This is a genomic window from Devosia sp. A449 (genome assembly GCF_054489375.1).
Map to the genome: position 1 here is coordinate 80,331 of NZ_JBTMWU010000009.1, position 23,385 is coordinate 103,715.

The 23,385-nt window shown below is 63.6% G+C and carries 23 protein-coding genes; 11 read left to right on the plus strand and 12 right to left on the minus strand.

Going from position 1 to position 23,385, the window contains the following annotated elements; genetic code table 11:
- Nucleotide 1: 1 nt before the first annotated feature.
- From ACX3OW_RS19505 to ACX3OW_RS19535, 7 genes are read left to right on the plus strand one after another with little or no spacing between them, the layout of a single operon-like run.
- Nucleotides 2–1,024, plus strand: coding sequence for a glycoside hydrolase family 3 N-terminal domain-containing protein (locus tag ACX3OW_RS19505; protein ID WP_459097458.1), 1,023 nt, complete (start codon nucleotides 2–4; stop codon nucleotides 1,022–1,024).
- Between the two features lie 30 nt (nucleotides 1,025–1,054).
- Nucleotides 1,055–2,713 carry an ABC transporter substrate-binding protein gene (locus ACX3OW_RS19510; protein WP_459097459.1) on the plus strand — a complete coding sequence of 553 codons (1,659 nt, stop codon included), beginning with the start codon at nucleotides 1,055–1,057 and terminating at the stop codon, nucleotides 2,711–2,713.
- 51 nt (nucleotides 2,714–2,764) lie between these two features.
- Entirely contained in the window at nucleotides 2,765–3,742 is a 978-nt protein-coding gene (locus ACX3OW_RS19515; RefSeq protein WP_459097460.1) for an ABC transporter permease, read from the plus strand.
- A 12-nt stretch (nucleotides 3,743–3,754) separates the two neighbouring features.
- Nucleotides 3,755–4,633: an ABC transporter permease gene (locus ACX3OW_RS19520; RefSeq protein ID WP_459097527.1), complete on the plus strand. Its 879-nt coding sequence runs from the start codon at nucleotides 3,755–3,757 to the stop codon at nucleotides 4,631–4,633.
- Nucleotides 4,630–5,448 carry an ABC transporter ATP-binding protein gene (locus ACX3OW_RS19525; RefSeq protein WP_459097461.1) on the plus strand — a complete coding sequence of 273 codons (819 nt, stop codon included), beginning with the start codon at nucleotides 4,630–4,632 and terminating at the stop codon, nucleotides 5,446–5,448. Before ACX3OW_RS19520 ends, ACX3OW_RS19525 begins: the two co-directional genes overlap by 4 nt.
- Nucleotides 5,445–6,356, plus strand: a complete 912-nt coding sequence (locus ACX3OW_RS19530; RefSeq protein WP_459097462.1) for an ABC transporter ATP-binding protein — start codon at nucleotides 5,445–5,447, stop codon at nucleotides 6,354–6,356. The genes ACX3OW_RS19525 and ACX3OW_RS19530 overlap by 4 nt, the downstream gene beginning before the upstream one ends.
- Nucleotides 6,357–6,361: 5 nt before the next feature.
- Nucleotides 6,362–6,781, plus strand: a complete 420-nt coding sequence (locus ACX3OW_RS19535; RefSeq protein ID WP_459097463.1) for a GNAT family N-acetyltransferase — start codon at nucleotides 6,362–6,364, stop codon at nucleotides 6,779–6,781.
- A gap of 129 nt (nucleotides 6,782–6,910) precedes the next feature.
- Here ACX3OW_RS19535 and ACX3OW_RS19540 read toward each other — a convergent pair whose 3' ends face one another.
- From ACX3OW_RS19540 to ACX3OW_RS19565, 6 genes are read right to left on the minus strand one after another with little or no spacing between them, the layout of a single operon-like run.
- Nucleotides 6,911–8,026 carry an anhydro-N-acetylmuramic acid kinase gene (locus tag ACX3OW_RS19540; protein WP_459097464.1) on the minus strand — a complete coding sequence of 372 codons (1,116 nt, stop codon included), beginning with the start codon at nucleotides 8,024–8,026 and terminating at the stop codon, nucleotides 6,911–6,913.
- Between the two features lie 10 nt (nucleotides 8,027–8,036).
- Complete coding sequence (locus tag ACX3OW_RS19545) at nucleotides 8,037–9,038, minus strand: serine hydrolase domain-containing protein (protein WP_459097465.1); 1,002 nt, start codon at nucleotides 9,036–9,038, stop codon at nucleotides 8,037–8,039.
- Nucleotides 9,035–10,759: an ABC transporter ATP-binding protein gene (locus tag ACX3OW_RS19550; RefSeq protein ID WP_459097466.1), complete on the minus strand. Its 1,725-nt coding sequence runs from the start codon at nucleotides 10,757–10,759 to the stop codon at nucleotides 9,035–9,037. Before ACX3OW_RS19550 ends, ACX3OW_RS19545 begins: the two co-directional genes overlap by 4 nt.
- Nucleotides 10,756–11,595, minus strand: a complete 840-nt coding sequence (locus ACX3OW_RS19555; RefSeq protein WP_459097467.1) for an ABC transporter permease — start codon at nucleotides 11,593–11,595, stop codon at nucleotides 10,756–10,758. Before ACX3OW_RS19555 ends, ACX3OW_RS19550 begins: the two co-directional genes overlap by 4 nt.
- Complete coding sequence (locus ACX3OW_RS19560) at nucleotides 11,595–12,554, minus strand: ABC transporter permease (protein WP_459097468.1); 960 nt, start codon at nucleotides 12,552–12,554, stop codon at nucleotides 11,595–11,597. The genes ACX3OW_RS19555 and ACX3OW_RS19560 overlap by 1 nt, the downstream gene beginning before the upstream one ends.
- 59 nt (nucleotides 12,555–12,613) lie before the next feature.
- A complete protein-coding gene (locus ACX3OW_RS19565; protein WP_459097469.1) occupies nucleotides 12,614–14,128 on the minus strand; it encodes an ABC transporter substrate-binding protein in 1,515 nt (504 codons plus the stop codon).
- 346 nt (nucleotides 14,129–14,474) lie between these two features.
- Between ACX3OW_RS19565 and ACX3OW_RS19570 the strand changes: the two genes are divergently transcribed.
- A complete protein-coding gene (locus ACX3OW_RS19570) occupies nucleotides 14,475–14,954 on the plus strand; it encodes a VOC family protein (RefSeq protein ID WP_459097470.1) in 480 nt (159 codons plus the stop codon).
- Nucleotides 14,955–14,976: 22 nt separating this feature from the next.
- Here the strand turns inward: ACX3OW_RS19570 and ACX3OW_RS19575 are convergent, their stop codons facing one another.
- Nucleotides 14,977–15,369 (minus strand): GFA family protein, encoded by a 393-nt coding sequence (locus ACX3OW_RS19575; RefSeq protein ID WP_459097471.1) that lies wholly within the window; start codon nucleotides 15,367–15,369, stop codon nucleotides 14,977–14,979.
- Between the two features lie 31 nt (nucleotides 15,370–15,400).
- Nucleotides 15,401–16,603, minus strand: a complete 1,203-nt coding sequence (locus tag ACX3OW_RS19580; RefSeq protein WP_459097472.1) for a GGDEF domain-containing protein — start codon at nucleotides 16,601–16,603, stop codon at nucleotides 15,401–15,403.
- A 149-nt stretch (nucleotides 16,604–16,752) separates the two neighbouring features.
- On the opposite strand from ACX3OW_RS19580, the gene greA reads away from it, so the two are divergent.
- Nucleotides 16,753–17,235: a transcription elongation factor GreA gene (gene greA / locus ACX3OW_RS19585; RefSeq protein WP_459097473.1), complete on the plus strand. Its 483-nt coding sequence runs from the start codon at nucleotides 16,753–16,755 to the stop codon at nucleotides 17,233–17,235.
- 34 nt (nucleotides 17,236–17,269) lie between these two features.
- On the opposite strand, the gene ACX3OW_RS19590 is transcribed toward greA, so the two are convergent.
- Complete coding sequence (locus ACX3OW_RS19590; protein WP_459097474.1) at nucleotides 17,270–18,436, minus strand: MFS transporter; 1,167 nt, start codon at nucleotides 18,434–18,436, stop codon at nucleotides 17,270–17,272.
- A 189-nt stretch (nucleotides 18,437–18,625) separates the two neighbouring features.
- Here ACX3OW_RS19590 and ACX3OW_RS19595 point away from each other — a divergent pair, with 189 nt between their 5' ends.
- Both ACX3OW_RS19595 and ACX3OW_RS19600 read left to right on the plus strand, forming a co-directional pair.
- Nucleotides 18,626–19,522, plus strand: coding sequence for a LysR family transcriptional regulator (locus tag ACX3OW_RS19595; protein ID WP_459097475.1), 897 nt, complete (start codon nucleotides 18,626–18,628; stop codon nucleotides 19,520–19,522).
- 194 nt (nucleotides 19,523–19,716) lie between these two features.
- On the plus strand, nucleotides 19,717–20,457 hold the full coding sequence (locus ACX3OW_RS19600) for an ATP-binding cassette domain-containing protein (RefSeq protein WP_459097476.1): 741 nt from the start codon (nucleotides 19,717–19,719) through the stop codon (nucleotides 20,455–20,457).
- Here the strand turns inward: ACX3OW_RS19600 and ACX3OW_RS19605 are convergent.
- The 3 genes from ACX3OW_RS19605 to ACX3OW_RS19615 are packed head-to-tail and all read right to left on the minus strand — an operon-like array spanning nucleotide 20,454 to nucleotide 23,384.
- Complete coding sequence (locus tag ACX3OW_RS19605) at nucleotides 20,454–21,266, minus strand: ABC transporter permease (RefSeq protein WP_459097477.1); 813 nt, start codon at nucleotides 21,264–21,266, stop codon at nucleotides 20,454–20,456. The genes ACX3OW_RS19600 and ACX3OW_RS19605 overlap by 4 nt on opposite strands.
- Complete coding sequence (locus ACX3OW_RS19610) at nucleotides 21,257–22,378, minus strand: type 1 periplasmic-binding domain-containing protein (RefSeq protein WP_459097478.1); 1,122 nt, start codon at nucleotides 22,376–22,378, stop codon at nucleotides 21,257–21,259. Before ACX3OW_RS19610 ends, ACX3OW_RS19605 begins: the two co-directional genes overlap by 10 nt.
- Nucleotides 22,379–22,409: 31 nt before the next feature.
- Nucleotides 22,410–23,384: a PQQ-dependent catabolism-associated beta-propeller protein gene (locus ACX3OW_RS19615; protein ID WP_459097479.1), complete on the minus strand. Its 975-nt coding sequence runs from the start codon at nucleotides 23,382–23,384 to the stop codon at nucleotides 22,410–22,412.
- Nucleotide 23,385 lies beyond the last annotated feature (1 nt).

Here is a 23,385-nt window from a genome sequence, read left to right on the forward strand (position 1 = left end):
CATGACCACCACGCCACTCGCTTTGTTCGTCGGCATGCCCGGGCTCGAACTCTCCGCCTCCGAGATTGCGTTTTTCCGCGAGGCCAACCCGTTCGGGCTGTTCCTGTTCCGGCGCAATCTCGACAATCCCGAGCAGATCAAGCGCCTCTGCGTCCAGTTCCGCGAAGCGGTGGGGCGGGCGGATGCGCCGGTTTATATCGATCAGGAAGGCGGCAGGGTGCAGCGGCTCGACAATGGCAATTGGCCGCTGTTTCGGAGTCTCGGCAGTTTTGGGGCGCTGGCGCGCAAGGATCTTGAGCTGGGCAAGCGCGCCATGCGGCTATCGACGCTGGCCATGGGCGCGATGATGACCGAGCTGACCATCGGCAGCGGCACCACCCCGGTGCTGGATCTGGCGCGACCGGGCACGCATGACGTGATCGGCCAGCGCGCTTTTGGCGACGATCCCGAGCTGGTGATCGCCATGGGGCAGGTGGTTGTCGACGCCATGCTGGAGGTCGGTCAGATGCCGATCATGAAGCATATTCCTGGCTATGGCCGGGTGACGGTCGATCCGCATTTCGATTGCCCGGTGGTCGATGCCAGCGTCGAGGATATGCGGGGCACGGATTTCCGCCCCTTCATGGCGCTCAGGGATACGCCCTGGGCCATGGTGGCGCATTTGATCTTCACCCAGATCGACACCGAACTTCCGGCCTCGGTATCGCCACTGGTCTGTGAGCTGATCCGCCGCGAGCTTGGCTATGATGGCGTGCTGATCACCGATTGCCTCACCATGGAGGCGCTCAAAGGCACATGGCCCGAACGGGTGCGCGGCGCGCTCGACGCCGGTTACGACATTGCCCTGCATAGCCAAGGCGATCTGGCGGCCAGTGCGGCAGCAGCCCATGCGGCGCGGCCGCTGACCGAGGCCAGCCTCGGCCGCATTGCCCGGGCCCAGGCCCGGCTCGGCACCACCCGCGTCGACGTGCAGGCGCTCCACGCCGAAGTGGAGCAGATTTTCAGGGAGAACGGCTTCGCCTGATGGAGCCGCAACAGCAGAGGAGAGACAGGAATGCTTAGAACATCGCTGATCGCGGCTGTATCCGCGGCGCTTCTGGCCACGGTGGCGCCGGCAAGTGCGCAAGCCGTGCTGACGGCCAGCTCGGAACAGACCACCACCTGGGTGCGCAATTTCAACCCCTTTGGCCAGACCACGGCCCGCGCCACCACGCTGGATTTCGTCTATGAGCCGCTGGTGGTGTTCAACCGCCTCAAGGCCAATGAGCCGCATTTCCGCCTGGCGGAGAGCTTTGCGCTGGCTGATGACCTCAAATCCATCACCTTCACCCTGCGCGATGGGCTGAAATGGTCGGATGGCGAGGCGCTGACCGCCGACGACGTGGTTTTCACCTATGACTATATCAAGAAATTCCCGGCGCTGGATTTCATCTCGGTCACCGGGCTGCTGGCCTCGGTGGAAAAAGTCGATGAGCGCACCGTGCGCTTCAACCTCAACGAGCCCAACTCGCTGATTGCCAACACCATTGTCGGCATGCCCATCGTGCCCGAGCATATCTGGGCAAGCATCGACGACCCGGTGACCTTTGCCAATGAAACCCCGGTCGGCTCCGGCCCGCTGACGGAAATCACCCGCTTCACGCCGCAGGTCTATGAGCAGTGCCGCAACCCGAATTATTGGGACGCAGCGACGCTGGCCGTCGACTGCATGCGGTTGCCGCAGCTGGCCGACAACCCGCAGGTGCTGGCGGCTTTGGCCGAAGGCACGCTGGACTGGGCGACGAGCTTTATTCCCGACATCGACAATACGTTCGTTGCCAAGGACCCCGAGCACCATAAATACTGGTTCACGCCGTCGAGCCTGGTGTCGTTCCAGCTCAGCATGGTCACGCCGGACGAGAATAACCGCAAGGCGTTCAACGATGTGAACTTCCGTCGCGCGCTCAGCATGCTGGTCGACCGCCAGACCATCGTCGACATCGCCGGCTATGGCTATCCGCTGGTCAATGACGACCCGTCCATGCTGGGCGAACTCTACAAGAGCTTTGCCAACCCGGAAGTGGCAACCCAGTTCGGCCAATATGGCAAATTCGACATGGCGGCCGGCGTGGCGCTGCTGGATTCCTCGGGCTATGTCGACGCCGACAGCGATGGTTTCCGCGACAATCCCGATGGCTCGGCGATCGCCATCGATATCGAAGTGCCCAATGGCTGGACCGACTGGATCGACGCGGTGCAGATCACCATGGAGAGCCTCAAGGAAGCCGGCCTCAACGTGAAAATGAGCACGCCGGAAGCCGCGGTGTGGACCTCCGACCTGATCGCGGGCAAATATTCGATGACGCTGAACGCGCTGGCGTCGGCGGCGGACCCCTATTTCCCCTACCGCCGGTCGTTTAATCCTGATGATTTCGGCAAGAGCCGCTTCACCGCGCCGCATTGGGAAAATGCCGAGGTGATGGATTTGCTCGAGCAGTATTCGCAGAGCAAGGACCCGGCCGAGCAGAAGACCATCATGGACAAGGTGCAGCTGATCGTGGCCGAGGCCATGCCGGTGATCCCGGTCTATAACAGCCCGTCCTTCTACGAATACAACACGACGCGCTTCACCGGCTGGGCCGATGCGGACAGTCCGTTCATCTCGCCGGTGGTGTCCAACGCCAATCCGGGCCGGCTGATCCAGCTGCTGGCGCTGCGTCCGGTGGCGAAATAGCGTTCCGGGGGCGCGCCACGGCGCGTCCCCACCTCCGGAAGGGGAGACATCATGGCCTTTCTGCTCCGGCGCCTGGCATTTTATCTCGCGGCGTTTCTGGCCGCCGCCACCATCAATTTCTTCCTGCCCCGGCTGATGCCGGGTGATCCGATCGAGATCATGTTCGCCAGCGCCGGCTCGGAGCTGTCGCTGGAAAATCTCAACGCGCTCAAGCTGACCTTCGGCTTCATCGACGCGCCGATCGGCGAACAATATCTGGCCTATCTCAAAAGCGTGTTCACCGGCGATCTGGGCCGCTCGATCAAGTATTTCCCGCTGCCGGTGACCGATCTGCTGGGCCGGGCGCTGGTGTGGACCCTGCTGCTGGTGGGGTTGGCGACGCTGATCAGTTTCGTCGTCGGCTCGCTGCTCGGGGTGATGGCGGCGTGGCGCCGCGCCACCTGGTTCGATTCCGTGGTCTCGGTGGCGGCGATTTTTTCCAGTTCCGTCCCAGCCGTCGTGGTGTCGCTGATCGTGTTGTTTGTGTTCGGCTACACGCTGCGCTGGTTTCCCAATGGCTATGCCGCCGATCCGATGCTCGATCCGGGGCTGACCTGGGAATACATCTCCAGCGTGATCTATCACGGCACGCTGCCGATGCTGACGCTGGTGGTGGTGCTGACCGGCGGCTTTGCCATGACCATGCGCAACAACATGATTAACCTCTTGGGTGAGGACTATATCGTGATGGGCCGCGCCAAGGGGCTGTCCGATGAGCGGGTGATGGTGTGGTATGCGGCGCGTAACGCGCTGCTGCCCACGGTATCGAGCCTCGCCATCGCCGTTGGCACTATTCTGGGCGGCTCGCTGGTGACCGAGGTGGTGTTCAACTATCCCGGGCTCGGCAATACGCTGTATCAGGCCATTCTGGCGCGCGACTATCCGGTGATCCAGGGCCAGTTGCTGATCATGACTGCGGCCATGCTGGTCGCCAATTTTGTCGTCGATCTGAGCTATGTGCTGCTCGATCCACGTCTCAAGGGGGCGTGAGCGATGACCCTGCTGCGCCAATTGCTGCACAACAAGAAGGCCATGGTCGGGGTGTGCATCCTGATCCTGGTCATCCTGGCGGCGGTGTTTGCCCCGCTGCTGACCGAATATAGCCCGACCCAGCGGGTCGGCCGGCCACATCAGCCGCCATCTGCCGACCATTGGCTGGGCACGACAAGGCTGGGGCATGACGTGTTCACCCGGTTGCTTTATGGGGCGCGGGTGTCGCTTGCAGTTGGCTTTGGCGCCGGACTGCTGATCACGCTGATCGGCACGGTGCTGGGCATCATCGCCGGCTATAAGGGTGGCGTGATCGACGAAGTCATCAACTTCTTCACCAACATGGTGCTGGTGGTGCCCAACCTGCCGCTGCTGCTGGTGCTGGCGGCCTTCATCGGCCAAGCCAGCCCGCTGGTGATCGCCCTCATCCTCGGCTTCACCTCATGGGCCTGGGGCGTGCGCGTCACCCGCTCGGAAACGCTCTCCATTCGCCAGCGCGACTATGTGAAGTCGGCGGAGATGCTGGGAGAATCCAGCTGGCGGATCATGGCGTTCGAGGTGTTTCCTAATCTGATTTCTATCGTTGGGATCAACTTCATCGGCAGTGTCATTTTCGCCATCATCACCGAGGCGACGCTGGAATTTCTTGGGCTGGGCGATCCCAATACCGTGTCATGGGGTATCATGCTGTATAACGCGCAGAACGCTTCGGCGCTGTCGGTGGGGGCGTGGTGGGATCTGCTGTCGCCCTGCGTGGCGCTGGCGGTATTGGGGCTGGGACTGGCGCTGATCAATTTCGCCATCGACGAAATCGCCAATCCGCGACTGCGCACCGGGGGCATGCTGTACCGCTGGACCCGCATGGTCCGTCTTGGGGAGGGCAAGCTATGAGCGAACCCGTCCTTTCCATCCGCAATCTCAGCATCGACTATGTCGGGGCGGAAACTGATTTCCATGCGGTCAAGAATGTCAGCTTCGATATCGCGCCCGGTGAATTCTTCGGGCTGGCCGGCGAATCCGGTTGCGGCAAGAGCACTATCGCCTTCGCCGTCAGCCGCCTGCATCGGCCTCCGGCGCTGATCCGCACTGGTAGCCAGATTCTCGTCGGTGGCCGCGATGTGCTGGCACTCGATGATGAGGCGCTGCGCCGGTTCCGCTGGCGCGAGGTCGCCATGGTGTTTCAGAGCGCCATGAACTCGCTCAATCCGGTGCTGACCATCGAGGCGCAGTTCCACGACGTGCTCAAGGCGCATCTGAACATGGGCCGGGACGAAGCCCATGCGCGTGCCGTCGAGCTGCTGAAACTGGTCGATATTTCGCCGGACCGGCTGTCGGCCTATCCGCATCAATGCTCGGGCGGCATGCGGCAACGCATCGTCATTGCCATCTGCCTGGCGCTGAGCCCCAAGCTGCTGATCATGGACGAGCCGACCACGGCGCTCGACGTGGTGGTGCAACGCGAAATCCTGCAGCGCATCGACAAATTGCGCAAGGAGTTGGGATTTGTGGTGCTGTTCATCACCCATGATCTGGGGCTGATGGTGCAGGTGAGCGACCGGATCGGCATCATGCTCGAAGGCGAGCTAGTGGAGGTCAACGACGCCAAGACCATCTATCACGCGCCCCAGCATGACTATACCCGCAAGCTTTGGGCTTCGATGCCCAAGCTGCATGGCGCGCAAATCCAGCTGGAGACCGGGGCATGAGCGACACGCCACCCATTCTGGCGCTGGACAAGGTGTCGAAAATCTTCGGCCATACCGACCGGCCGGTCCATGCCGCGCGCGACGTGTCGTTTGCGCTGCATGCGGGCCGCACGCTGGCTTTGGTGGGGGAGTCGGGCTCGGGCAAGACCACGGCGGCGCGGCTGATCATGCGCGAATACCGCCCCGATGGCGGGCAATTGCTGTTTCGGGGCGTGCCGCTGGGCAAGGGCGACGCCAAGGCTATCAAGGCCTATCGTGCCTCGGTGCAGATGGTGTTTCAGGACCCGTTTTCATCGCTCAATCCGGCCCACACCATCCGCTACCATCTCGAGCGGCCGCTACGGCTGCATCAGCGCGGTCTCGGCAAGGCGCAGCGGCAGGCGGCCATCGAAGAGCTGTTGGAGCGGGTGAAACTCGACCCGGCGCAGGTGATGGCGAAATATCCCTATGAGCTATCGGGCGGGCAGCGCCAGCGCATCAGCATCGCAAGGGCACTGGCGGTCAATCCGCAGGTGATCGTGGCCGACGAGCCAACCTCGATGCTCGACGTGTCGGTGCGGCTGGGCATTCTCAACCTGCTCAACGACATGAAGGCGCAACTCGGGCTGGCGCTGCTCTATATCACCCACGACATCGCCACGGCCCGCTATGTGGCCGAGGACATCATGGTGATGTATGCCGGGCAGATCGTGGAATGGGGGCGGATGGAAAGCGTGCTGAACAATCCCCAGCATCCCTATACGCGGCTGTTGCTGTCGGCGGTGCCCGATCCGGACCGGCGCTTTGCCGAAACCCCGTTTGCCGATGAACTTGACCGCATCGAGACCATTCGTCGGCAGGCGGCGCTGCCGCAGCCGGACATCCGGCAGGTGGCGGATGGCCACTTTATTCGCCCCATGCCCGAGTAGCTCTTATGTCCAATGCCCTGTCCGTCACCGCCACGCCGACCAGCACGGAGCTGGCCAGCATCGGCGACAATCTGGCCCGCTTCAACGATGGCGATGTGGGGCCATCGGAGCGGCTGGCGCTCGCGGTGTTGCTGCGCGACGAGACCGGCGAATTGGTGGGCGGGTTGTCGGGCTATACCGCCTGGGGGTGGCTCTATGTGCAATGGCTGTGGCTGGCCGAGGATCAGCGTGGCGGCGGCTGGGCCGGGCGGATGCTGGCTGCGGCCGAGGAGGAGGCGCGGCAACGCGGCTGCCATGGCGCGCATATCGATACGTTCAATCCGGTGGCACTGAAAGTGTATGAGCGGCAGGGCTATGCGGTGTTTGGGCAGTTGCCGGATTTTCCTAAGGGGCAGACACGCAGCTTTTTGATGAAGGTGCTTTAGGGACCACACCCCCGGTGTCATCCCGGCCTTGAGCCGGGACCCATCCCGAGATGCAATCACCGGCACAATCTCAGGATGGGCCCCGGCTTTCGCCGGGGTGACATCGAGTTTGGGGGGGCGTTGGGGAGCTTACCCCGCGATCTGCCCGCCGGTCATCGGCTCGGGCACCCCAGTCGTGGTCGGAAAACTGATCGGCAGGCCGCGTAGCACGCGGGCGGCGAGGAAGGCGAAGCATTCGGCTTCGACGGCATCGCCACGCCAGCCGACGCTGTCGGCATTCACCGCTTCGACACCGGCGCGTTCGGCCAGCATTTTCATCAAAGTCGGATTGTGGCGACCGCCGCCGGCGACGATCAGCCGTTTGGGGCGCTGCGGCAGCAGGTCCAGCGCCTTGCCGACGGCGGCAGCGGTAAACGCGGTCAGGGTGGCCGCGCCGGTTTCAAGATCGAGGCCATCGGCCATGCTGGACGAAAAGTCGAAACGGTCGAGCGATTTGGGAGCGGGGACGGTCAGATAGGGGTGTTCAAGCAGGCGGGCCAGCCGGGCTTCATCCACCGTGCCGCGCGCGCCAAGCACGCCGTCGCGGTCCATTTCGCCCTGGCCGTTCGCCTTGACGAAGTCATTGAGCGGGGCGTTGGCCGGGCCGGTATCGAAGGCGATCAGCCGCTCGGCGCCATCCCACCAGGTGATATTGGCGACGCCACCCAAATTGAGCACGGCGGTGTCGCCACTGGTGTCGAGGCCGCGCAGCAAAGCCTGGTGATAGGCGGCGGCGAGCGGTGCGCCTTGGCCGCCGGCGCGCACGTCAGCACTGCGGAAATCATAGACCACGCGCGTGCCGAGCAGTTGATGCATGAGGGTGCCATTGCCCAATTGGCGGGTGTCGCCAATGCGGGTGGGCTGGGGCGCGCGATGCAGCACCGATTGGCCGTGGAAGCCGACAGTACCGATATCGCTCATCTGCATGTTGTTGGCGGCGGCGAAGTCGAGCACGGCTTTGGACTGGGCGCGGGTCAGCGCATCCTCGGCGCGGGCGAAGATTTCCGGCTCCGGGCCGGTGAAATTCCATTGACGGGCCTGCGCCAGGGTTTCCTCCAGCAGCGCCCGCACTTCGGCGCTATAGGGCGCCAGCGTATAGGGGCCGAAGCGCTCAATGATTTCGCCATCGGTCTTGAGCATGGCGATGTCGATATTGCCGTCGAGCACGGTGCCGGTCATCAGGCCAATGGTCCAGATCGGGTCCATGGAGCCCTCCTCAGTTCTGGTTGATAGCGTCGCCGACGGCGCGGCGCAGGGCGAGAATGCCGCTGTCGAAATGGCGCGTGGGGTGGACGCGGTTGGTCAGCAGGGTCCAGGCGCGGCCATGGGCAAAATCCAGCCACAGGCCGGTACCGGTAAAGCCGGTGTGGCCGATGGTTTCGGGTGAACACTGCTCGCCGCCGGACCAGCCCTCATAGGGGCGCTCCCAGCCATGGGTGCGGCGGGCTGACAGCGGGGTGCGCATCTGGGTCACGATCTGCGGCGACAGCGTGGTGGCGTTGAGGGCGCCATGGGCGAAATCGAGCACGGAGCCGACTGTGCCGAACAAGCCAGCATGGCCGGAGCCGGCGAGGGCAAAACAGTTTTCGTCATGCACCTCGCCGCAGACAACCCGACCCCGCCACGGGTCGCTTTCGGTGGCGGCGGCTTCGGCTGGGTCAGCCGACCAGGCAAAGCCGGGACCGGGATCGATAGCGCGCATGGTCTGGCCGCTCAGGCGCTCGATGGCGATGCCGAGCAGGATGAAATTGATGTCGGAATAGACGGCGGGGCCGGCTTGCCAATCGCGTTGCAGCACGAAATGGCGCAGCCGATTGGGATCGTCGCCATAGGTGTAGAGCGGAAAGACGCCGGGCAGGGGCGTCTGGTGGCCGAGGCATTGGCGAAAGGTGATTTTGCGCTGCCAGTTGTCTGGATTGTATTGCGCGAAATCGGGAATGACGCTGGTGAGCGGCGCATCGAGATCGATGGTGCCGGCCTCGGCCAGCGCCAAAATGCGTGGCGTGGTGAACAGCACCTTGGTCAGCGAGGCGAGATCGAACCAAGTGGACTCGGTCATCGGGCGGCTTGTCGGCACGCGCTGCGCCAACCCGATGGCGCGGGTCAGCCGCTGCCCGGACGCATCGATCAACCCCAGCACGCCGCCGGGAATGCGGCCGCTGTCGACGGCTTCGGTCAATGAGAAAAAGGCGCGGTCGAAGACCGTTTGCAGGCTCATGCTGGCTCCACGCGAACGAGATGGTCGGGGCCGATACTGGCCCAGTCGGCTGGCGGCGGCTCGTAGCCGCGCGGCCGGACCAGCGAGGGCACCGGCGCGGTGTCGATGCCGTAATGCTGGCGGCGACGATCCATATCGGGCACGGCGGCGATCAGGCGCTTGGTATAGCTGTGGCGCGGCTGCGACAGCACGGCTCGGGCGGCGCCGATTTCGACGATCTGGCCGGCATACATGACCGCCACGCGATGGGAAATGCGCTCCACCACGGCCATGTCATGCGAGATGAACAGATAGGCGAGGCCGAATTCGCGTTGCAGATCGATCAGCAGATCGAGCACCCGCGCCTGCACCGAGACGTCGAGCGCCGAGACCGCCTCGTCCAGCACCACCACATCGGGATTGAGCATCAGCGCACGGGCGATGCAGAGCCGCTGGCGCTGGCCGCCGGAGAATTGATGCGGATAGCGAGGCAGGCAATCGGGGGGCAGGCCGACGCGTTCGAGCAGGAAGGTCATGCGCTCATGCAAGGCCGCGTCGATGCGCCGGCCGGCAGCGATGGCCGGCTCGGCGAGCAGGCTTTGCACATTGAGGCGCGGATTGAGCGAGGCGAAGGGGTCCTGAAACACCATCTGGATTGGTCGGCTGCCGGGCTTGCTGGCGGCGGCGGTGATACTGCCGCCGGCCTTGGTGACCAGCCCGAGAATGGCGCGGGCGATGGTGGATTTGCCGGAACCGCTTTCGCCGACAATGCCGAGGGTTTCGCCGCGCACGAGGTCGAAATCGACGCCCTCCACGGCGTGGACGGCGCCGGCATTGCGGGAGAACAGGCCGCGTCGGACCGGGAATCGCACCATGAGGTTGCTGACGGCGACCACCGGCTGTTCGTCTGCTGCGCGGGTGCCATCGACGCGCACCGCCTGACCGCCGCTGAAATGTGGCACGGCTTGCAGCAAATGGCGGGTGTAGTCGTGCTGGGGGGCGTCGAGCACGGTGTCGAGCTTGCCCTGTTCCACCACTTCGCCGTTCTGCATCACCAGCACATGATCGGCGATGCCGGCGACTAGGCCGATATCATGGGTGATGAAGATCATCGCCATGCCGGTTTCGGCTTTCAGTTCGGCCAGTAGCGCCATGATCTGCGCCTGTACCGTGACATCGAGTGCCGTGGTCGGCTCGTCGGCGATCAGCAGGCGTGGATTGCCGGCCAACGCCATGGCGATCATGATGCGCTGGCGCATGCCGCCGGAGAGCTGATGCGGATAATAGCGCAGGCGGGCGGCGGCGTCGGCAATGCGCACCCGGTCGAGCGCGTCTTTGGCGGCCAGCCGGGCCGCCTGACCGTCTAACCCGCGATGCAGGCGGAAGGCCTCCTCAATCTGCGCGCCCACGGTGTGGACCGGATTGAGCGAGGTCATCGGCTCCTGAAAGATCATGCCGATCTCGCGACCGCGGATGGTCTCGAGGGTCTTCTCCTCGGCCTGCGCCAGATCGAGCGCCGTGCCGTCCGGGCGGGTGAGACCCATGGCGCCGCTGACGATGCGGCCGCCGCCGAAATCGACCAGACGGTTGATCGACAAGGCGGTCACCGATTTGCCCGAACCGCTTTCGCCGACAATGGCGAGGGTTTCGCCCGGCTTGAGGTCGAAGCTGACGCCCTTGACCACTGGGGCGGCGTTCTGGCCGAAGGCGACGGACAGGTCGCGCACTGATAGCAGGGTCATGCTGGCCTCTGCTGGGTGCGGGGATCGAGAATGTCGCGCAGCGCGTCCCCGAACAGGTTGAAGCCGAGAATGCCGAGCATGATGGTGAGGCCGGGGAAGGCCAGCAGCCAGGGGGCTTGCTGCATCAAATTGCGCGCCTCGCTCATCATCAGGCCGAGCGAAGGGGCTGGGGGCTGGGTGCCGAGGCCGAGAAAGCTCAGCGCCGCCTCGGTCAGCAGCGCCCAGGCCAGCGCCAAAGTTACCTGCACGGTCAGCGGGCCGACCAGATTGAGCAGAAGATGGCGGGTGAGGATATAGCGTTGCGAGCTGCCGAAGGTGCGGGCCGCATCGACGAAATCGCGCTGCTTGAGCGACAGGGTGGGGCCGCGCACCACGCGGGCGAAGATCGGCGTATAGACAATGGCGATGGCGGCGACGCTGGTGAAGGTGCCGGGGCCGGTGACGGCGATGATCAGCAGCGCCAGCAAAATGGCCGGGAAGGCCAACAGCACATCCATAGCGCGCATGAACAGCCCATCGAGCGCGCCGCCCCACCAGCCGGCCAGCAGACCGATCAGCGTGCCGAACAGGGTCGCCAGCCCCACCGAGGCGAAGGCGATGACGAAGGATTGGCCGATGCCGACCATCAGCCGGCTGACAGTGTCGCGACCGAACAGATCTGTGCCCATCCAATAGCTGGCGCTGGGCGGGGTAAGCCGGTCGATGCGGAATTGCTGCAGCGGATTATGCGGGGTGAAGCCGAGCGTGCCGCACAGGGCCAGCAGCAGATAAAGCAGGATGATAGCCGCACCGATGCGGCCGGTGGGATGGCGGGCGATGGCCGCAAGGATCCGCATCAGCGTGCCCCCAGCCGGATGCGGGGATCGAGCGCGGCATAGGCCAGGTCGACCAGCAGATTGACGATGAGGAAGTTGAGCGCGATGAACAGTACGCAGCCCTGCACCAGCGCATAGTCGCGCTGGCCGATGGCGTCGAGCGTCAGCCGGCCGAGGCCGGGCAGGGCGAAAATCTGTTCGACGATCACCGCGCCGCCCAGCAGATAGCCAAATTCGACGCCGCTCAGTGTCACCACGGGGATGAGCGCATTGGGTAGCGCGTGGCGCCAGATGACGTTGCGGGCGGGAACGCCCTTGGCCCTGGCGGTGCGGATATAGTCGTCGCTCAGCACGTCGAGCATGGCGGCGCGGGAAATTCGGGTCACCGAGGCGGCAAAGGCAAAGCCCAGCGTGATGGCGGGAAAGATCAACTGCCCGAGATTGGCCAACGGATCGACCCAGAGCGGGGTAAAACTGCCAGTAGCCGGCATGACGCCAAAATACACCGACAGCACGTAAATGATCAGCAGGCCGACGACAAAGCCCGGTGTCGATTGGCCGAGCATGGCCAGCACGCGCATGGAGATGTCGGTGGGCCGCTCATTATGGGTGGCGGCAAGCACCCCGGCCGGAACGCCGGCGCCCAGCGCGATGATCATGGCCAGCAGCGCCAGTTCCAGCGTTAGCGGGAAACGCTCGAGGATCACCGTCAGCACCGGCTTGCCATAGGTGACCGAGATGCCCAGATTGCCTTCGAACAGCCCGGCCAGCCAGCGGCCATACTGTACCACGACCGGCTGATCGATGCCGAAATAGACGGCGAGGGACTGCCGCTGGGCCGGGGTCAGCAGGCCCGCCTCGGTGCCGAGCATGGCGATGATAGCGTCGCCGGGGATCATGCGGATGGCGAAAAAGACCAGCAGCGACACGCCGAGCAGGATCAGCGGAAACGTCAGCAGCCGCCGTGCCAGATAATTCATAAAGCCAGCCCGTTTTGTGGAATAGGGCGGGCCTCGCGGCCCGCCCGGTTAGTTTTGGCTTACGGAGCCAGCTTCACGGTGGTGAGGCCGAACAGCGTTCCGGTGGGCGAGGATTCGTAGCCGGACACGGTTTTCAGCTGCGCCGTGTAAAGGTTGGACGTGGACAGCCAGATCCAGGGCGCCAGCTCGGCGATCCGCGCTTCGAACTTCTGGAAGATTTCCTTGCGCTTGGGGATGTCGGTTTCGATACGCCCCTGCTGCAGCAGGCTGTCGATCTCGTCATCAGCGAAATTCGACACCTTTTGCAGATTGCCGTCCTTGGTGAAGTAGCGGTTATACATCGAATAGGGGTCGGGCCGGCCGCCATTGAGCGCGACGGCCATGTCGAAATCACCGGCCAGCCAGCGGTCGACATAGACGTTGAGTTCCATCAGCTCGATTTCCAGCGTGACGCCGATTTCGGCCAGCTGGCTCTGCAACACCTGGGCCTCGGCCGAGGCGACTGGCGGTTCTCCCGTCGCGGCGATGACTTTTGCGGTAAAGCCATCCACGCCGGATTCAGCCATCAGCGCCTTGGCCTTCTCGATATCCTGCTCGTAGCAGAACAGCGTCGACGGATCGCTGGCATAGGCCGGCATGGTCAGCGGACCAGTGACCTTGCCTTCGCCGACGAGAGCGGTGTCGAGCACGTCCTGCCGGTCCACGGCGCAGGAGATGGCCTGGCGCACCTGCAGATTGTCCATTGGCGTGCGTGCCGGGTTGAGCTGCAGCACGTTGTAGGCGAGGCCCGGAACGGCATTGAGCTGCAGATTGGGCTCATTGGGGACGAGTGTCGCCACCAGCGGATCGTTGAGCAGGGCAAAATCGGTCTGGCCAGCGCGCAGCGAGGCGAGAATGGCGGTTTCGTCCGGCAGCACGGAAATGGTGATGCCGTCATAGGCGATCTTGCCACCAGCCCAATGCGGGTTGACGCTCAGCACTTCGCGGGAATTGGGCTCCCACTGGTCGAGGACAAACGGACCCGAGCCCAACGTCGTGGTGCCGATAGAACCGTCAGCAATGGATTTTGCCGGGACGACGGCGGCGTTGATCGTCGCCATGGCGACCAGCAGCGGCGCATCCTGCTGCGACAGGGTGAACACCACGGTGGCCGGATCGGGCGCGTCGATAGAGGCGATGGAGAGGAAATTGGAGCGGGCTGCGGCCGCCGTGGCTTCATCGAGCAGGCGCTCGAACGAGGCTTTGACGTCCGCCGAAGTGACCGCTACGCCGTCGCTGAATTTGGCATCGGGGTCGAGCTTGAAGGTCAGGGTCAGACCGTCATCGGAGAAGCTCCACGATTCGGCCACGGCCGGCACGACATCCAGCGCCGCATCGAGGCGCACCAGCGGCTCATAGATCAATTCCAGCAGGCGCAGCGACGAAAATGCCGGCTGCGTATGCGGATCAAGCCCGGTGGCATCCTGCGACCAGGCCATGCGCAACTGGGCGGCCTGGGTCGGCAGCGCAACCGCGGTCGAGAGCAGGGCCGCAGCCAGGCCAGCGAAGACGGTGCGGGTGAATTTCATTGGCATTCTCTTCCCCTCAGAGGTGCTGTCGCTGGGCGCCAAGCCGCACCTCGAATAGCTTGACGCCGCCAGACGTTGCTCCATTGCGCCGGCCATCTCGCATGGGCCGCTGGCAAATGGAGTTCGTCTGGATGGGAGCTTAGGAGCGATCCATAGGCAATGTCGAGAGTGGTCCTACACTGGTCTGACTTTGACCCCAGATTGGTATGGAATCGTGGCCCCGATGACCGCGCCTTCCACGCCAAGGTTGGAACGCGATTCCGCATGAGCGCATTTACGATTGTGATAGATTTCTACACCCAGCCAATGGCGGCCTTGGGCCTGATTGGCGTTGGAACGGAAGGAACCAGCCATGGCAATCGCCAAGAACACCGTCTGCATCTGGTATGACAAAGACGCCGAAGCCGCCGCTCGCTTCTATGCCGAAACCTTTCCCGACAGCACCGTCAGCGCCGTTCGCCGGGCGCCCAGCGACAATCCATCCGGCAAGGAGGGTGACGTGCTGACCGTCGAATTCACCGTCTGCGGCATCCCTTGCGTCGGCCTCAATGGCGGACCGGCCTTCAAGCATGACGAAGCCTTCTCGTTCCAGATCGCCACTGACGATCAGGCCGAGACCGACCGCTATTGGAACGCCATTGTCGGCAATGGCGGCGCGGAAAGCATGTGCGGCTGGTGCAAGGACAAATGGGGCCTGTCTTGGCAGATCACCCCCCGCGCCCTCATCGAAGCGATGACCGCCGGTGGCGCTGAAGCCAAACGCGCCTTCGAGGCCATGATGACGATGAAAAAGATCGACATCGCCGCCATCGAGGCGGCGCGTCGCGGCTGACCCTGTCTGGGCCATTTGCTGCCTAGTCTTCGCTGCGTTCCGTGCTGTCGCGATCACGCGCATAGCGTTTCGTCAGCGGAAACGGCGGCAGCCAGGATTCGCGGCGGATGGTCCAGAGTTCATAAGCTGGCCGCAACTGGTCCGGGGCATCCAGGGCGCCGAGATGGACTTCGATTTCGTCGCCGCTGCGGGAGAACACCGATGAGCCGCAATGGGGGCAGAAATGGCGTCCGGCATAGTCGCTGGTTTCGCCGGTGATGGTCACTGCATCCTGCGGGAAAATCGCGGAGGCGTGAAACAGCGCGCCATGATGCTTGCGGCAATCGAGGCAATGACAAATGCCGACCCGGTAGGGGCGACCCAAGGCCACCAATCGAACCTTGCCGCACAGGCAGCCGCCGGTAAATCGGTCCATGCTGCGCCTCCTTGAGGATCAAGCGTCCAACTTACGCGACGGAGCGGCCAATTTTGGGGCCGGGCAGGGCCGTTGCATGCGGCAGGCTGGCCTGGGTGGCGCGATCACGCCCCTGGCGCTTGGCCGCATAGAGCGCCTCATCGGCACTGCGGACCAGATCATCGAAATTCGAGCCGGCCCGGTGCGAACAGATGCCAAAGCTGGCGGTCAGCGCGGTCTGTCGCGACAGGCCTTCGATAGCGCGGGCGCGGAATGCCGCGCGCACCCGATCGACGAACAGATGGGCCGACGCCTGCGGGCTGTCGGGCAGCAGGATGGCGAATTCGTCGCCGCCGATGCGGCCGATAATGGCCTGATTGTCGGCGGCCTGGCGCAGATCGGCGCCAAAGGCCGCAATCACCGCATCGCCGGAGGCGTGACCATGGGCGTCATTGATCCACTTGAAATGGTCCAGATCGGCCAGCACCATCATCGCGGGGCGGCCGTCCTTGATGCAATCCTGCAGCCGTTCATCGGCCTGGTCCTCGAAGCCGCGCCGGTTCAACAGGCCGGTGAGTTTGTCGGTGCGGGATTCGGTTTTCAGCTCGCCGATCAGCTCCAGGGCAATGGCCACCATCAAGGTCAGGGCGACGCCGATGGTCAGCAGGAACGAGGCGAACTGCACCGTCGTCCAATAGACCGACTGCTGAAAGCCCTCATAGCTGGTATAGCGCGAGCCATCCTGCACGATCAGCGCCGGGCGCAGGATGAAGTTGAGCAGCGCCAGCACCGTGATGCCGGTGACCAGATAATCCACCACATTGCCGCGCCGTGGCCGGCCCAGAGCGTAGAGTGTTACCGCCAACACCAGGCCGATGGTCCCGTTCACCGCATAGATGCGCGCGTCGAGGCGGACCTCGACATAAGTGTACCAGGCCAGAAAAATCATCCCGCAGGTCAGGATAACGGCCCAGGCCCGATATGGAAGCTCGGCACCGCGCCGGGATATGGTGGCGGCACATAGCAGGGTGACCGAGGCATAATACATCCCGTTGGCCAGCAGCTTGCTGGCGCCGAAATCGGGTAGCGGCGCGACGTCCTGTATGAAAAAACCCACCGCGCAGGCGGCAAAGCCCCAGGCGGAAAACAGGATGTAGGCGCGATCCTTGCGGTAGCTCCACAGAAAGAAGAAAGCCACGGCCAGCAGCAGCGCAACTGCCGGGTTGAACAGAGATACGAAGAATTGACCAGTCATGGCTGCCAGTATTCGCTGAAAGCGATACCCTGCGCTGCTGCAACGAAAATAGTGTTAAACACCGTGGTTGGATTGCGCTGATTTGCCTGGCGCGAACGAATGCGGCTATGGGAGCCCAGACGCCGGCTTGCGTCGAGAAGGAGATTTGCGTGAGCGTTGCTTTCACCAAGGAAGAGAGTGCCGAAACGGCCTCGGAAACCCTGCTGCCCGATCGGCCGATTTCTCCCGAGCCCAACCTGGTTACCGCCGCGGGCCTCGCGGCGCTTGAACAGGCACTCGAAACAGCGCGCCTGGCCTATGACGCCGCGATGCTGATCGAGGACGTCAACGAAAAGCGGCGGCAAGCCGCCGGGCCATTGCGCGACCTGCGCTATTACGCCGACCGGGTCCGCACCGCGCAACTGGTGCCGCAGGCATCCACCAGCGACGTGGTGGCTTTCGGTGGCAGGGTGACCTTCCAGCGCGACGACGGCCGCGTGCAAACCTATCGGATCGTCGGCGAGGACGAGGCCGACCCCAAGGCTGGCTCGATCTCCTATGTCTCGCCCATCGCGCGGGCGCTGATGGGCAAACAGGTGGGCGATGTGGTGAGCGTCGGCGCGCAGGAGTTGGAGGTCGTGGACCTGTCCTGAACAAAAAAGGCGCCCCGAAGGGCGCCCAAGGTTCCTATTCTGCGGGCTGCGTAGCCCGGGCAGGACGGTGCCCGGACACGAAGACCACCACCAGGCCCAGCGCGGCGACCGCAGCGCCGGCGAAGGATACCACGGGCAGGCCGAGGCCGGCGGAGATCACCACCCCGCCAACGGCCGCGCCCAGGGCATTGCCGAGATTGAAGGCGCCGATATTGACCGATGAGGCGAGGCCCGGGGCGCCGCTGGCGGCCTGCATCACCTTGGTCTGCACCGGCGGCACGATGCCGAAGGTCGCCACGCCGAAGAGGAACAGGCCGATAGCGGCGCCGATCTGGCTGGTCAGCAGGAAGGGCAGGGCGATCAGGATGGCGATAATCGCCGTCAGGAAGATCTTGATGCTGCCATCGAGCGACCACGAGGCGAGCCTGCCACCCAGGCCATTGCCGATGGTGAAGCCAACACCCACCAGCATCAGTCCCAGGGTGATGAAGACCGGGGACGCGGCGGTCAGGGTTTCGAGCATCGGCACCACATAGGTGTAGAGCGTGAACATGGCGCCAGCGCCCAGCACCGTGGTCAGCAGAGCCAGCAACACCGGGCCCTGGGTGATGGCCGCAAGCTCCTTGCCGATATCGGGGCGCTCGGCGACGGCGCCGCGCGGCAAGGCCAGCAGCAGCGCCAGCATGGTCAACAGGCCCAGACCCGCCGTGGCCCCGAAGGCCATGCGCCAGCCGATCTGCTGGCCGATCCAGGTGGCGGCGGGTACGCCGCCGATATTGGCGATGGTCAGGCCCATGAACATGGTGGCGATGGCCGCAGCCTGCTTTTCCTTGGGCACGAGGCTGGCAGCGACCATGGAGCCGAGGCCGAAAAACGCGCCATGGTTGAGGCTGGTGACGAGGCGAGCGGCCAGCAGCGTCCAATAATCCGGCGCAATGGCCGACAGGATATTGCCGAGGGTGAAGATGGCCATGAGGAAGATCAGCGCGGTGCGGGTGCGCAAGCGGCCGAACAGTAGCGTCATCACCGGCGCGCCGAGCATGACGCCGATGGCATAGGCGCTGACCAGCAGACCGGCTGTGGGGATATCCACCCCGACTCCGGTGGCGATAGTGGGCAGCAGGCCCATGGGGGCAAATTCGGTAGTGCCAATGCCAAAGGCGCCGATGGCCAGCGCCAGAAGGGGCCAGTTGAGTTTCATGGATCTAGGTCCTTGCAGAAGAAAGAGGCGCGGCAACGCGCAGGACCGATTCACGGTCGCTCTGAGTTGCCCTTAGATGACACTGATCGCGCTCGGCGATAATGACACGCAGCGTCGCATCACTCATGAAACCAGTTCACAGATAGCGGGCCGCACATTAGGCTATTGTCGCGTGGATGGAGCATTCCAATGGACAATCGCATCGGCGAACTACAGGTCTTCCTGCGGGTGGTGGAAACGGGGAGCTTCTCGGCGGCGGCGCGGCTGACGCAGACCACGCCATCGACGGTCAGCAAGCTGATTGCGCGGATCGAAGCGCGGCTGGGCACACGCCTGATCGAGCGCTCGACGCGTCGGCTGTCGCTGACCGAGGAGGGGCGGCTATTCTACGAGCGCGGCAAGGCGATGGTGAGCGCCTTCGACGAGTTTGAGCGCGATTTGACCGCGGGTGCCGCCAGCACCGGGGGCATTGTCCGGGTCAATGCGTCGGTCGGGCTGGGAGTGCATGGGCTGGAGCCGCTGCTGCCGGAATTCTGGGCGGCCTATCCCAATATCATCGTCGATCTGTCGCTGTCGGACGAGATCGTCGACCTCTATCTTGATCGCACCGACATCGCTTTCCGCATCGGGCCGCTGGCTGATTCCAGCCTGACGGCGCGGCGCATCGGTGCGGTGCAGCGCCGCATTGTTGGCACGCCGGCCTATCTGGCGCGCTACGGCACCCCCCAAAGCATCGAAGACCTCGACCGCCACAATTGTCTGGGCTTCAATTTCCGCCGCTCCGGACCAATCTGGCCGCTCAATCATGGCGGCCGCATTGTCGATCACATCATCGCGGGCAGCCTGTTGGCCAATAATGGCGAATCGGTGCGGCGCATGGCCTTGGCCGGCGTCGGTCTGGCGCGGCTGGGTGATTTCCACCTCCGGCAGGACCTGGCGGCGGGGCGGCTGGTCGAGGTGCTGCCCGATCTCGGTATTGGCGATTTCGAGGAGGTCCACGCGCTCTTTCTCGGCGGCCGGCATATGCCGCATCGGATCAGGCTGTTTCTCGATTTCATCGTCCCGAGATTGCAGGCCTGGCTGTGAGATCGCCCAATAGTGAGCCCGGCGACGTATGACGAGACTGGCGCTGGAAAAAGCTGGATGTGTAGGGACAATGCCAGGCGCGTGCCTTATCTAAGGGGCGTGGCGGTCAATTCAAACGGCTTGCCACAGGCCTCCTATATTCTCCAACGCAGGCCGGTCTCATCGACCCTGCGGCATGATCGAAAGGTTGCAGCGTGACACCCTCCCTGGAGTTCCGCGACGTCCGTAAATCCTACGGCAAAACCGAAGCCCTCAAAGGGGTCAGTCTGGCGGTTGGGGCCGGAGAATTTGTGGGGCTGCTTGGGCCCAATGGCTCAGGCAAATCCACCCTGTTCCAGATCGCCGCTGGGTTGTTTGTGCCGGACGCAGGCTCGGTTTCGGCATTTGGGCTGGGCTATCGGAAAAACCCGTCCGAGATATTGCGAAAGCTTGGGGTGGTGTTCCAGACACGCTCGATCGATCTGGAGATGAGCGTAGTCGCCAATCTCAAATTTCATGGGGCGCTGTTTGGCCTGTCGGGCAAGGCGCTCACGGCGCGCATCGATGAGGTGACGCGGCTGTTGGAAATTGACGCGGTCGCCAACAAGACCGTGCGCATGCTGTCAGGCGGCAACCAGCGGCGGGTGGAAATCGCGCGGGCGCTGCTCAATCAGCCTGAATTGCTGCTGATGGACGAGCCCTCGGTGGGGCTTGACCCAGAAAGTCGGCGCCTGCTCAACGAGCATATCATCGGGCTGCAACGCACCCGCAAGGTGGCCGTCCTGTGGGCCACCCACCTTGTGGAAGAGGTTGCGGCGGCGGACCGGATCGTGTTGATCGCCGAGGGATTGGTGCTGGCCGCCGGGACGCCCGCCGAGATCTGTGAACTGGCGGGCGCCGCGACGTTGGCTGAGGCCTATCTGGCGCTGGTGGGCAGTGCGGCGGTCGCCGCCTAATCGCGCTTTTGCTTGCGAATAGCCCCTGCCTGCGGGTCATAGCCGCGCGCGGCCAGGGCGAAAGCGACAATGGTTGAGCCGGCAACGACCGCAAAATCGACCCAGCTGAACCGGCCATAGGCGGCAAACCGCATTAGCTCGACGGCGTGAGTGAAGGGGTTCGCCTCGGAGAGGTAATAGACCGGCTGGGCCCCCACCTCCCGCAGCTTCCACAGCGGGTAGAGGGCGGACGACAGAAAGAACATCGGAAAGACGACGAAGTTCATCATGCCGGCGAAATTCTCCAGCTGGCGCGTATAGACCGAGACCAGCAGGCCGATGGAGCCCAGCATCAGACCCGACAGCAATATCGCCGGAATGATGGTGACGTAGCCCCAGAGCGGAAAGCCATAGCCGAACAGCCGGGCCAGGCCGAGAAAGGCATAGGCCTGCAGCAGTGACAGGATGGTGGCCCCGACGATCTTGCCAAACAGCAGGAAGTTGCGCGGCAGTGGCGAGACCAGCATGACGCGCATCACGCCGGCTTCCCGGTCATAGACCATGGACAGCGCCGACTGCATGCATTGGAACAGGACGACAATCCCGACCAGCCCCGGCAGGATATATTCCTGATAGGGGGTATAGGTCTGGTAGGGCGGGATGATCGAGACGCCCAGCAGATCATGCATGCCGGTGGCGAACACCAGCAGCCACAGGGCAGGCCGGATCAGGGCCGCGAGCAGGCGCTCAGTCTGGCGCAAGAATTTTGAAATCTCGCGCCAGCTGATGGCAACAATGCCGAGCCAAAGATGATGGGCGGTTACAGACACGCGTGTTCCGGTTCGTCAGTGCCGAGCGTGTCGAGCGTGTTGATCTGGTGTTCAAACCCATCGAGCGGCGGAATGGCTATCACCGCGTTGTGGGTTGCCAGCATGACCGGCATGCGCATCTGCCCGTCCCATTCGCGGAAGTTCATGGTTACGCCCTTGGAGCCGTCGATGCGCAGCTTTGAGGCCCGCAGATACGCGTCGATGCCGGCGGCATCGGTCGCGCGCGACTTGGTGTAGGCCGTGGCGATGGCTTTAGCCGCAATCCAGGTCGACCAGTCCTGTCCGGCCATCCGGCGACCACCGGAAATATCCTCGAAGCGAGAATTGACCTGGGGTGCGCCATAGCGCTCCAGCGACCAGTGCCATTCGGTGGCGACAAGCCCGGTGGAGCCCAGGACGGGGCGCGGCAATTGCGTCGCATAGGGCAGGTACCGGCCATACTCGCCATCGCTATCGGCGAGGTAGATGACGTCATAATCCGCACCGCCGGTCAGCAGGCGGGTATTGTTCTCCTCGCGGCTCTCCGGATTGGTGCTGAGCGAGAAGGGACGCTGGTCCACGATGTCCAAGCGATAGCGCTCGGCCGACTGGCGGAAGCTGTCGGCGATCTGGGCGTCACGAGGCTGTTCGCCAACCAGCAGCAGCACCTTGGTCCAGTTGTTGCTCCGCAGGTACTGCACCATGGCGTCGGCGGTCATCCGGTCGGATGCCGCAGTATGCAGCAGGTTGGGATAACAACGACCGCGCAGGACATCGTCTGGCGCGGTCGCATTGACCAGCGTCACCGGTAGATCGCGGCTGGCACTGGCCAATTGGTCGACCGTTTCGCCGGGCAGGTCGAGAATGACAAACTGCGTCCCGGCTGCGGCCATGGCCTCAACCTTGGCCAGCAGCCCGGCGACATCGCCGGCCTTCTCTGCATCGAGCACAAAGCTGTTGCCGGTTGCCTCGGCCAGCATCTGGGAATCGAGCAATCCCAGTTCCGCGCCCTTGAGCGCGTCACCGGTGGGATGGAGTTCGATCCGCGCATAGACATAGTCTTCGGAATAGCGCGGATCGTTCTCGAGCGACAGGTAGCCAATGCTGATATCGGCGGCCAAAGCCGTCGACACCAACAGAGAAAACCCAAGGGCTGCCAGGGGCCTAATCATCGATCAACACGGTGTGCGGAACCCGTCCAACGGGAACCGATTTCACCGCCTTCATGGTGGCCATATCAACGATGGTGATGTCATCAGACAGGCCATTGGCCACAATCGCGATGGAGTCATCGTGATTGAGCGCCACCGACCAGGCGCGCCGGCCGACGAGCACATATTCAATCACCTCTTTGGTAGCGACATCCACAATAGCGATGTGGTTGGCGCGACCCAGGCTGACCAGCGCCTTGCTGCCATCCTTGGTGATCTCGATGCCCACCGGGGTCACGTCTTCAAGGCGGAAACCGGGCGGGATATATTCCAGCACGTCCTTGATCTCGTTGGTGGCGCGATCGATCACATAGACCTCACTCGACAGCTCGGCCGAAACCCACAGCTCGGTATCGTCCGGGGTCATGGCGAAGCGACGCGGACGGGTGCCCACCAGGATATTCTTGGTGACCGCATTGGTCGCCACGTCGACGACGTGGATCATGTCCGCAACTTCCGACGTCACGTAAACCGTGGTGTTGTCGGCCGTGGCGATAACGCCTTCCGGCTCGGCGCCAGTCGGAATATCGGCAATCGAAATGCGGGTCGCCGCATCGATCACTTCGAGCCGCGAATCTTCTTCGTTCGAGACGTAGATGCGCGATTCGTCGGGTGAGAAGGCAAACACTTCCGGGCTCGGCCCGGTCGGGATGCTGTCCACCACTTCGAGGGTTTCAACATCGATGATGTCGATGATGTCGTCGTCGCCGCACGCCACATAGAGCAGGGTGCGGTCGGCGTTGAAATGCATGTCGCGCGGACGGCGCGAAGTCTCGATCCGCTTGACGATCTCGTATTCAGGATTGAGCACGACGACTTCATGGCTCTTTTCGTTGGATACGAAAATGAGATTAGTTCCCGCCGCCTGGGCGGGAACAATCATGGCCAACGTCATGCCGACGAGGGTGATGAGGGATTTTAGCTTCATG

What these genes read in the sequence shown, in the direction of transcription:
- ACX3OW_RS19540 (WP_459097464.1), bottom strand. Translation starts at nt 8,026, where the DNA reads ATGGACCCGATCTGGACCATTGGCCTGATGACCGGCACCGTGCTCGAC.
- ACX3OW_RS19565 (WP_459097469.1), bottom strand. Translation starts at nt 14,128, where the DNA reads ATGCCAATGAAATTCACCCGCACCGTCTTCGCTGGCCTGGCTGCGGCC.
- ACX3OW_RS19525 (WP_459097461.1), top strand. Translation starts at nt 4,630, where the DNA reads ATGAGCGAACCCGTCCTTTCCATCCGCAATCTCAGCATCGACTATGTC.
- ACX3OW_RS19530 (WP_459097462.1), top strand. Translation starts at nt 5,445, where the DNA reads ATGAGCGACACGCCACCCATTCTGGCGCTGGACAAGGTGTCGAAAATC.
- ACX3OW_RS19555 (WP_459097467.1), bottom strand. Translation starts at nt 11,595, where the DNA reads ATGCGGATCCTTGCGGCCATCGCCCGCCATCCCACCGGCCGCATCGGT.
- ACX3OW_RS19595 (WP_459097475.1), top strand. Translation starts at nt 18,626, where the DNA reads ATGGACAATCGCATCGGCGAACTACAGGTCTTCCTGCGGGTGGTGGAA.
- ACX3OW_RS19570 (WP_459097470.1), top strand. Translation starts at nt 14,475, where the DNA reads ATGGCAATCGCCAAGAACACCGTCTGCATCTGGTATGACAAAGACGCC.
- ACX3OW_RS19615 (WP_459097479.1), bottom strand. Translation starts at nt 23,384, where the DNA reads ATGAAGCTAAAATCCCTCATCACCCTCGTCGGCATGACGTTGGCCATG.
- ACX3OW_RS19550 (WP_459097466.1), bottom strand. Translation starts at nt 10,759, where the DNA reads ATGACCCTGCTATCAGTGCGCGACCTGTCCGTCGCCTTCGGCCAGAAC.
- ACX3OW_RS19560 (WP_459097468.1), bottom strand. Translation starts at nt 12,554, where the DNA reads ATGAATTATCTGGCACGGCGGCTGCTGACGTTTCCGCTGATCCTGCTC.
- ACX3OW_RS19535 (WP_459097463.1), top strand. Translation starts at nt 6,362, where the DNA reads ATGTCCAATGCCCTGTCCGTCACCGCCACGCCGACCAGCACGGAGCTG.
- ACX3OW_RS19545 (WP_459097465.1), bottom strand. Translation starts at nt 9,038, where the DNA reads ATGAGCCTGCAAACGGTCTTCGACCGCGCCTTTTTCTCATTGACCGAA.
- ACX3OW_RS19580 (WP_459097472.1), bottom strand. Translation starts at nt 16,603, where the DNA reads ATGACTGGTCAATTCTTCGTATCTCTGTTCAACCCGGCAGTTGCGCTG.
- ACX3OW_RS19590 (WP_459097474.1), bottom strand. Translation starts at nt 18,436, where the DNA reads ATGAAACTCAACTGGCCCCTTCTGGCGCTGGCCATCGGCGCCTTTGGC.
- ACX3OW_RS19510 (WP_459097459.1), top strand. Translation starts at nt 1,055, where the DNA reads ATGCTTAGAACATCGCTGATCGCGGCTGTATCCGCGGCGCTTCTGGCC.
- ACX3OW_RS19505 (WP_459097458.1), top strand. Translation starts at nt 2, where the DNA reads ATGACCACCACGCCACTCGCTTTGTTCGTCGGCATGCCCGGGCTCGAA.
- ACX3OW_RS19575 (WP_459097471.1), bottom strand. Translation starts at nt 15,369, where the DNA reads ATGGACCGATTTACCGGCGGCTGCCTGTGCGGCAAGGTTCGATTGGTG.
- ACX3OW_RS19515 (WP_459097460.1), top strand. Translation starts at nt 2,765, where the DNA reads ATGGCCTTTCTGCTCCGGCGCCTGGCATTTTATCTCGCGGCGTTTCTG.